Consider the following 7,869-nt stretch of genomic DNA (forward strand, 5'->3'; position numbering starts at 1 on the left):
GGGTAGCCGGGGGTCTCGAAGCCGTGGCTGGGGTTGCGGCGCAGGGTCGACCCCTCGATCCGCAGGGTGCCGGTGCGGTTGTTGCTGACGAAGAAGATGGCGCCGCCACCTTCCTTCGCGTCGTTGTCCTCGATGGTCGTGCCGGCGATGCGTACCGAGAACTCGTTGCCGTCGCAGTAGATCGCACCGCCGCTGCCGCCACCAGGGGTGCCCGAGCGGGCCGGGTTCGCGCCGTGGCCGACCGCAGTGTTGCGCCGGAAGGTGCTGTTGAGCACCTCCCAGGAGACGCCGATGCTGCTCAGCGCGCCACCGTTGGCGCAGGAACCGCCGCTGAAACTGCTGCCCACCACGTACACCGGCTGGTCGGCGTGCTGGTCGAGCACGCGGATGGCCGCGCCGCCCAGATCCGGCCCGGTGCCGTCGCAGCGGTTGTCGACGAAGTGCGAGTTGACCACCTTGAACCGGCCGCCCCGCACGAAGATCGCCCCACCGCCACCGCCGTCGGTCCGCTCGCCCGTGGCGTCACCGTTGGCGAACACCAGGTTCTGCACTGTCAACTGCGGATGATCCTGGTCGTTGCAGTGGGAGGTGGTCCAGCCCTGAAGCGGGTCGCAGGTGTTCATGTAGAGGATGCGCCGCCGACCCTGCCCGCTGAGGGTGACCTTGCCACCGCCGTCGAGCACCACCTGCGGACCGTTGGCGTTGCGCACCTTGGCGGTCGCCGCCATCTCGATGGTCACCGGATCCGGCCCGCAGTCGAAGGTGATGATGCCGCCGGCCGCCACCGCCCGCACCACCGCCGCCGAGGTGCAGCTGGCCGGGGTGCCGGTGCCGATCGTACGGGTCGGCTTCGCGGTGTCGACCGCGCGCGCCGCAGCCGGTACGGCTACCCGTCCGTCCGGGTTGCCGGTCCGTGCGCCCGTGGGCGCGGCGGCGGGCGTAGGGCTCGCGCTGCTCGGCGCACCGCCCAGGCCGCTACGCGCCGACGGGCTGGCCGTTGCCGGGGCCGGGGTCGGCTCATCCGACGGCTGGTCGGCCTCGGCGACAGCGGTGTCAGCGTCGCTGACCCGGGGCTGCTGGACGCTTCGCTGGTCGGCGCGGGGCACGGACGGACCGCCGCACCCGGACAACAGGATGGCGGTCACACCGACGGCGATGACGGATCTCAGACGAGGCACCCCGTGATGCTAGAAGCAGACGGCCGCCGGAGCGAGCACCATCACTGTTCAGACCAGTGGTGCGTGGCGCAGATGCCGGCGGCGGCGCAGCCGGACGCCGAACAGCCCCGCCACCGTCACGAGCATCAGCGCGGTGACCACTGCCGCGTGCAGGACGCCCCGACTCAGGTAACCGTCGTCGGTGTGGTCCACCGCCCAGCTGGCGATCTCCCGGCTGGACCAGAACGGCATCAGCTTCGCTGCGGAGCTGGTCGGGTCGAGCAGCATCTGCACCGCCACCACGGTGAGCAGCAGCAGGGTGCCCTCCATCTCGCGAGGCAGCAGGGCGCCGATCAGCATGCCGAGCGGTGCGGCCACCGCCACGCAGCAGAGCATCGCCACGGCGATCCCGGCGTACCGCAGGTTGTTCGCGTCGAAGACGGTGAGCAGGAAGAACGGCACCGAGACGGCGAGTCCGAGCGCCCACAGGCCGAGCATCCGGCCGAGGTAGAGGTGGTGTGGGCGGTAGCCGGCGAGCCGCAGCCGGGGTTCCAGCTCGCGGGCCGCGCTGGTGGCGAAGAGCGCCGCGGTGCTGACCGCCCAGCTGATGCCGAGCAGCAGCGCACGCACCGACTGCCCGACGTGGGAATCCCGCCGGATCAGCCAGAAGGTCAACGGCATCAACAACAGGAGCAGGAGTACGCCGCGCCGCCGCACCAGCTCCCGCAACGTCATCTCGGCCACGGTGACCAGCCGGTTCATCGGCGTCCTCCCTGTTGAGCGGGGGTCAGGTCGAGAACCGTGTCGACCCGGTCGAGCTGGTTGAGCAGGTGGGTGACCACCACGATGGCCCGCCCCTCGTCGCGCAACCGGGCCAACTGGTCCCAGAGGTTGACGTAACTGCCCTGGTCGAAGCCCTGGTACGGCTCGTCCAGCAGGAGCACGTCCGGCGCGGCCAGGGTGGACATGGTCAGGTTCAGCTTCTGCCGCGTACCGCCGGAGAGGTGGCGGGCCAGCACGGTGCTCTCGGCGTCCCAGCCGAGCTGCCGGGCCGCTGCCCGGCCGGCGCGTCGGGCCGGCCCCCGGGCCATCCCCTGACCGGCGCCGACCAGCACGAAATGCTCGTCGGGGAGCAGGAAGTCGATGGTGCCGCCCTGCTGGGGGCAGTAGCCGAGCCGACCGGCCACGGTCACCTCGCCCGCGTCGGGGGAGATCAGCCCGGCGCAGATCCGCAGGAAGGTGCTCTTTCCGCAGCCGTTGGCACCGATCACGGCGGCGATCTGTCCGGCCCGTACGGTGAGCGTGGCGTCCCGTAGCACCGTGCGCCGGCCGTACCGCTTGGTGATGCCCGTGGCGTGCAGCCGGACCGGGCCGGGACGGGGGCCGGGCGCGGTGCCGATGCTCTCCACGATCGCGGCGGCGTACGCCTGCGGCGGGCCGAAGACCAGCCACGGATCGCCGCCACCCTCGCGCAGGTGTGTGGCGGCCTCGGCGATCACGTGCCGGGCGGCGTCGACCGCCACCCGGCGCTGGTGCAGCTCGGCCCCGAAGGCCCGCAGCCACTCGTCGTCGTTCACCCGTCGACCCCCTTCGTGACGATGTGGGTCACCGGTGCCACGAACGCCAACCAGGCGTTGCCGCCGTGTCGCAGTGCCGCCCGCCCGTCGTCGGTGAGCTGGTAGTACTTGCGGGCCGGACCAGAGTCGCCCTCCCGCCACTGCGCGGTGACCAGGCCGGTGCGTTGCAGTCGCAGCAGCACCGGGTAGAGCGTGCCACCCTGGATCGGCCCGACACCTGCGGTATCGAGCGCCTGGGCGAGTTGGTAGCCGTAGGACTCGCCGTCGTGCAGCAGGCCGAGCACACAGAGGTCGAGCACCCCGCGCAGCCACTGCCCTCGACGGTCGCCATCCACCCGCCGAACACTAGTTGTGCTATCTAGATAGCACAACTATCTAGCTACGCGACGATGACATCGGAGATCACGACTGTGACGTTGTCCGGCGCACCGGCCTGGTGGGCCAGCTTCACCAACTGCTCACCACACTGCTGCCGGTCGGCGTGCAGGCTGAGCGTCGCGCCGATCGTCTCGTCGGGCACGTAGTCGGAGAGCCCGTCGCTGCACAGCAGGAGCCGATCCCCGGCCACCATGGTCAACACCCCCAACGTGGGCGGCGCGTCCGAGCCCTGCACCGCCCGGGTGACAAGCGAGCGCTGCGGGTGGTGCCGGGCCTGGTCAGGAGTGAGCGCCCCCTGGTCGACAAGCGCCTGCACGAAGGTGTCGTCCCGGGTCAGCTGGCTCAGCCGTCCGTCCCGCAGCAGGTAACAGCGGGAGTCGCCGACCTGGGCCAACACCAACTGGTCACCGGCGAGCAGGGCCGCGGTCAGCGTCGTACCCATGCCGTCGCGGGCCGGGTCGGCCGCTATCGCGGCGTGGATGCGCTGGTTGGCGGTGCTCACCACGGCACGCAGCGCCTCGGCGGCGGCGTCCGGCGTGGTCGGCGGGATCAGCTCGTCGAGGATCCGGATGACGATCTCGCTGGCCACCTCTCCGGCGGGCAACCCGCCCATGCCGTCGGCCACCGCGAGGAGGCGCTCGCCAGCGAGCGCCGAGTCCTCGTTGTTGGTGCGAACCAGGCCGATGTCGTTGAGGATGGCCGAGCGGAGGATCAGCGTCATGGGACAAGCTTGCCAAGAACACCCTCGCCGCGTCTCTACGCACTACTACGTAGGGTGGAGGAATGTTGCCGGTGTCCATGGTCGGGCGTGCCGGCGAGCTGGCCGAGCTGGACCGGACCTGGTCCACCGTGGTCGCTGATCGCCGCCGGTCGCCCGCTGTCGCCGTCGTCACCGGAGGCGCCGGCGTGGGCAAGAGCCTGCTGCTCGCCGCCGCGCTGGACGGCTTCATGCCACACCCGGAGGTGATACTCAGCGGCACCGCCCGGCTACACAGCCCCGCGCCGTACGACTGGTTGGCCGCCGTGTTGAGTGGGCGCGACACCAGCCGGCTCGACCTCCCGGCGGACGCGCTGGCCTGGCTGGCCCAGCAGCCCACCGCACCCCGCGAACGCTACGCGCCCGGCACGCTGCTCCGGCTGGCCGTGCGTACCGTCCGGATGCTTGTCGGTGCCGGACCGGCGGTGCTGGTGGTGGAGGATCTGCACGCGCTCGACCCGGCCAGCCTCAACCTGATCGGCGAGCTGGCCACCGCCGCGGACCTGCCGGCGCTGCTGATGGTGGCGACCCAGCCCGCGGCGCACGCGGTCGCGCCGGAACTCACCGGCCGCACCCTGGCCCGCCTCTGCGGGGTACGCGGCGCGGTGCGCCAGCACCTCGGCCCGCTGCGCCAGGCCGAGGTCGCCGAAGTGCTGACCCAGGTGTACGCCGACACAGCCCCCGACCCTCGCCTGGTGCACCGGGTCTGGCAGCACACCGGCGGCAACCCGTACGCCCTCACCGAACTGCTCGCCGCACACGCCGGCCAGCCCCCGGAGGCGCTGCTCGCCCCGCCGTCTCTGGTGCCTCCCTCCGCACCGTTTTTGGTGCCTCCCTCCTCGCCTTCGGCTGGCTTGCCTTCGGTGGGCGTCTCGCCTTCGGCTGGATCGCCGTCCGTGGGTGCCGGGTGGGCCGAGTTGACCGGCCGGGAGGTCGAGGTGCTCGACTGCCTGGTCGCCGGGATGTCCAACAAGCAGGTGGCCCGAGCCCTCGGCATCTCGGTGCGTACCGTCACCGTGCACGTGTCCAACCTGCTGCGCAAAACCGGCTCGGCCTCGCGTACCGAGGTGGCGCTCTGGGCGGTCCGACAGCGCCGCGCGGCACCCACCCCCGCCGATTACTGATCCGGGCTACTTCGCGGAGCGGACCGGCACCCAGTCCGTGAACTGTTTGTGCAGATTGGCTGGCGGTGCGCCCGAGCCCAGCTCGGCCAACTGCCCGGCGGCCTCCTCGCGCAGGTCACCAGATAGACCAGCAGCCCCGGCATGTTGCCGCGATACTGCGCCAGCAGCAGCAACTTTGCCGGAGAGCACGGCCACGACGCACCACACGCCGCACAGCGCCACGTCGGGCGGGCTGCGACATGGTCCCGAACGTGCGGCCGGCGGGTCACCGCGCAGCCCTCGTGGCGTTGCGGGGGGCCTTAGTGCGGCGGTGGGCGGGGTCCACTGCGGGTCGCAGCCCGGCCGGCATCACGAACAGCTCGCGGCGGGCGTTGGCGTCGCCCCGCGCGTCGAGCACGTAACAGTCAACCCACGTCCACCCGTGGTACGTGCGCCGCTCCGTACGCTCGCGGATCACCCGGACAGTGATCGGCCGGCGGAACCGGACCGACGCCGCTCGGGTCAGGAGATACACGCCAGACGTGCCATCGTCGCGTGGACCGTAGGTCTGTCCCGGCGTCCGTGGCCGCCATCGGGTATCGGGGGCGGCGTTCACGGGTCTCTGCTCACGCACGGTCCGACCTCCGTTTACGCGGGAATTGTGGGCGTCCTCGGGAACTCGATGCCTCCCGATCGCCGCCCTTAGCGTCACGTCTCGCCGGTCGCGCGTCAAGTACCCATGACGGGTTGTCTCACATCAAGCTTGACGCGTGACTGGTACCCGCGTGCCTAACGTCAGACCGTGGCGAAGCTCCGGTTGATGGGCACGCATGAGATTCGTGTGCGGCTCGGTGGCATCAGCCGGCAGCGTGTCTACGAACTGACCATGCGTCGGTCGTTCCCCGAGCCCGCCGCCGAACTCGAACAGGGCCGCGTGTGGCTGGCTGAAGACGTCGAGCGGTGGATTGCCGAACATCGGAGTGAAGTCGCGGACAGCGAGAGCGGCGACTAGCTGGCGCGCAGCAGCGGCGGATCTTCTGCTGTGCGCTGTTAATAAGGGGCCCTTTACCTACACCAGGCGTTAATAGGGGGCCCTTCCTTGCATCCACTCCTTGCCTTCGTTACGGCTTGCGGGGGTAGCGGAGGAGGAGGGTGGCGGCTACCTCTTCGTCGCCGACGGCGGCGTACACGTGGGGAACGTCGGAGGCCCAGCGGAGGTGATCGCCGGCGGCGGCGGTCAGTGGCGCGTCGGCCGGGCCGGCGCGCAGCACCCCGGCGAAGACCGTGACGTGTTCGGTGACTCCGGCTTGGTGTGCGGGGGAGAGCTGGTCGGTGCCGGGTGCGATCCGCATCCGGTACAGCTCGTAGGTGGCGTCGGAGTCGTTGAAGACCTCCAGCAGGATGGCGTTCACCGCTGCGCCGCGTACGGTCGGCTCGGCCCCGGGCTCGAAGAGCACGGCGGTCAGCGGTACGCCGAGCTGCGCGGTGATCGCGTACAGGGTCTCCAGGGTGGGATTGCGGGTGCCGTTCTCCAGGCCGGAGAGGGTGGCCTTGCCTACCTGGGCCAGTCGGGCCAACGCGGACAGCGAGATGCCCCGCGCCTCGCGCAGGGCGCGGACCCGGCGACCGACCGCCGTGGGGTCCGGTTCTGATGGTGGGGGCATCCCGCTATGGTGCTACATACTGCTGTTCCGTAAACGGAACGATCGAGGTGGGAGATGGCGGGACGGATGCAACCGGTGCTGGCCGGGGTGGTGACCGCGCTTGTCGGGTTCGCCAGCTCGTTCACCGTGGTGCTGGCCGGGCTGCGGGCGGTCGGGGCCACCGAGCGACAGGCCGCCTCCGGGCTGCTCGTGCTCTGTGTCGCGTCCGGGCTCTGCGCCGCCTGGCTGGGGTTGCGGCACCGGATTCCGTTGAGCATGGCCTGGTCCACGCCGGGCGCGGCGCTGCTGGTCGCCACCGGGCCGGTGCCCGGTGGTTGGCCGGTCGCGGTCGGGGCGTTCCTCGTCTCGGGAGCGCTCATCGTGGCCGCCGGGCTCTTTCCGGCGCTGGGACGGGCGGTCGCGGCGATCCCGAAACCGGTCGCCGGCGCGATGCTCGCCGGAGTGCTGCTGCCGCTCTGCACCGCGCCGGTCCGCGCGCTCGTCGAGGTGCCCCTGCTGGCCGCGCCGGTGGTGCTCTCCTGGCTGCTGCTGCACCGCTTCGCCCGGCGGTGGGCGGTGCCTGGCGCGCTGGTGGTGGCGGTGGTGGCGATCGCGCTGACCGTCCCGGCGGGCGACACCGGGGGTGGGCTCCGCCCGGTGGTCGAGGTGACCGCGCCACAGTGGAGTTTCTCGGCCCTGGTCGGCCTGGCGCTACCCCTGTTCCTGGTGACCATGGCCGCGCAGAACGTGCCCGGCGCCGCCCTGCTGGTCGGTTACGGCTACCGACCGCCGCTCGGCTCGGTGCTGCGGACCACCGGGCTGGCTACCCTGGCCACCGCTCCGGCCGGCGGGCACGCGGTCAACCTGGCGGCCATCAGCGCCGCCCTCGCGGCCGGCCCGGACGCGCATCCCGACCCGGACCGGCGTTGGATCGCCTCGGTGACCGCCGGTGCGGGGTTGGCGTTGCTCGGGCTGGGGGCCGGCGCGGTGACCACGCTCGTCAGTTGGGCGCCGCCGGTGCTGATCGAGGCGGTCGCCGGGCTGGCCCTGCTCGGCGCACTGGCCACCGCGTTGACCTCGGCACTGGCCGAGCCGGCGGCGCGGGAGGCCGCGGTGGTCACCCTCGTGGTCACCGCCGCTGGCGTCTCGCTGGCCGGTATCGGTGGTGCCTTCTGGGGTCTGATCGCCGGCTGCCTGATGCTGCTGGTCTTCCGCCGCCGCACCCGGCCCGCCGCCACCGCGCCGCTGCCACCC

Annotated in this window: 10 protein-coding genes; 3 read left to right on the plus strand and 7 right to left on the minus strand. The window is 71.8% G+C overall.

Annotation, left to right across the window (positions count from 1 at the left end; genetic code table 11):
- The 5 genes from C1I93_RS26195 to C1I93_RS26215 all read right to left on the minus strand — a co-directional run.
- Nucleotides 1-1,178, minus strand: a 1,178-nt coding sequence (locus C1I93_RS26195) for a RodZ family helix-turn-helix domain-containing protein (RefSeq protein WP_258378345.1), incomplete at its 3' end; no start/stop codon positions are given.
- A gap of 48 nt (nt 1,179-1,226) precedes the next feature.
- Nucleotides 1,227-1,919, minus strand: coding sequence for an ABC transporter permease (locus C1I93_RS26200; protein ID WP_111245951.1), 693 nt, complete (start codon nt 1,917-1,919; stop codon nt 1,227-1,229).
- Complete coding sequence (locus C1I93_RS26205; protein ID WP_111245952.1) at nt 1,916-2,734, minus strand: ATP-binding cassette domain-containing protein; 819 nt, start codon at nt 2,732-2,734, stop codon at nt 1,916-1,918. Before C1I93_RS26205 ends, C1I93_RS26200 begins: the two co-directional genes overlap by 4 nt.
- Nucleotides 2,731-3,069: a PadR family transcriptional regulator gene (locus C1I93_RS26210; protein ID WP_111245953.1), complete on the minus strand. Its 339-nt coding sequence runs from the start codon at nt 3,067-3,069 to the stop codon at nt 2,731-2,733. Before C1I93_RS26210 ends, C1I93_RS26205 begins: the two co-directional genes overlap by 4 nt.
- Nucleotides 3,070-3,113: 44 nt before the next feature.
- Complete coding sequence (locus C1I93_RS26215; protein ID WP_111245954.1) at nt 3,114-3,833, minus strand: PP2C family protein-serine/threonine phosphatase; 720 nt, start codon at nt 3,831-3,833, stop codon at nt 3,114-3,116.
- Between the two features lie 62 nt (nt 3,834-3,895).
- Between C1I93_RS26215 and C1I93_RS26220 the strand changes: the two genes are divergently transcribed.
- On the plus strand, nt 3,896-4,993 hold the full coding sequence (locus C1I93_RS26220) for a helix-turn-helix domain-containing protein (protein ID WP_111245955.1): 1,098 nt from the start codon (nt 3,896-3,898) through the stop codon (nt 4,991-4,993).
- Nucleotides 4,994-5,258: 265 nt separating this feature from the next.
- Here C1I93_RS26220 and C1I93_RS26230 read toward each other — a convergent pair whose 3' ends face one another.
- Complete coding sequence (locus C1I93_RS26230; RefSeq protein WP_111245956.1) at nt 5,259-5,507, minus strand: hypothetical protein; 249 nt, start codon at nt 5,505-5,507, stop codon at nt 5,259-5,261.
- A 285-nt stretch (nt 5,508-5,792) separates the two neighbouring features.
- On the opposite strand from C1I93_RS26230, the gene C1I93_RS26235 reads away from it, so the two are divergent.
- A complete protein-coding gene (locus C1I93_RS26235) occupies nt 5,793-5,984 on the plus strand; it encodes a DNA-binding protein (RefSeq protein WP_111245959.1) in 192 nt (63 codons plus the stop codon).
- 109 nt (nt 5,985-6,093) lie between these two features.
- On the opposite strand, the gene C1I93_RS26240 is transcribed toward C1I93_RS26235, so the two are convergent.
- A complete protein-coding gene (locus C1I93_RS26240; protein WP_111245957.1) occupies nt 6,094-6,636 on the minus strand; it encodes a helix-turn-helix domain-containing protein in 543 nt (180 codons plus the stop codon).
- A 54-nt stretch (nt 6,637-6,690) separates the two neighbouring features.
- Between C1I93_RS26240 and C1I93_RS26245 the strand changes: the two genes are divergently transcribed.
- A partial coding sequence (locus C1I93_RS26245; protein ID WP_111245960.1) for a benzoate/H(+) symporter BenE family transporter occupies nt 6,691-7,869 on the plus strand: 1,179 nt, incomplete at its 3' end.

It is taken from the genome of Micromonospora endophytica (assembly GCF_003236305.1).
GTDB lineage: Bacteria > Actinomycetota > Actinomycetes > Mycobacteriales > Micromonosporaceae > Micromonospora > Micromonospora endophytica.

Excerpts from the sequence above, each read along its gene's own strand:
- C1I93_RS26200 (WP_111245951.1), bottom strand. The coding sequence starts at position 1,919 with ATGAACCGGCTGGTCACCGTGGCCGAGATGACGTTGCGGGAGCTGGTG.
- C1I93_RS26215 (WP_111245954.1), bottom strand. The coding sequence starts at position 3,833 with ATGACGCTGATCCTCCGCTCGGCCATCCTCAACGACATCGGCCTGGTT.
- C1I93_RS26220 (WP_111245955.1), top strand. The coding sequence starts at position 3,896 with ATGTTGCCGGTGTCCATGGTCGGGCGTGCCGGCGAGCTGGCCGAGCTG.
- C1I93_RS26235 (WP_111245959.1), top strand. The coding sequence starts at position 5,793 with ATGGGCACGCATGAGATTCGTGTGCGGCTCGGTGGCATCAGCCGGCAG.
- C1I93_RS26240 (WP_111245957.1), bottom strand. The coding sequence starts at position 6,636 with ATGCCCCCACCATCAGAACCGGACCCCACGGCGGTCGGTCGCCGGGTC.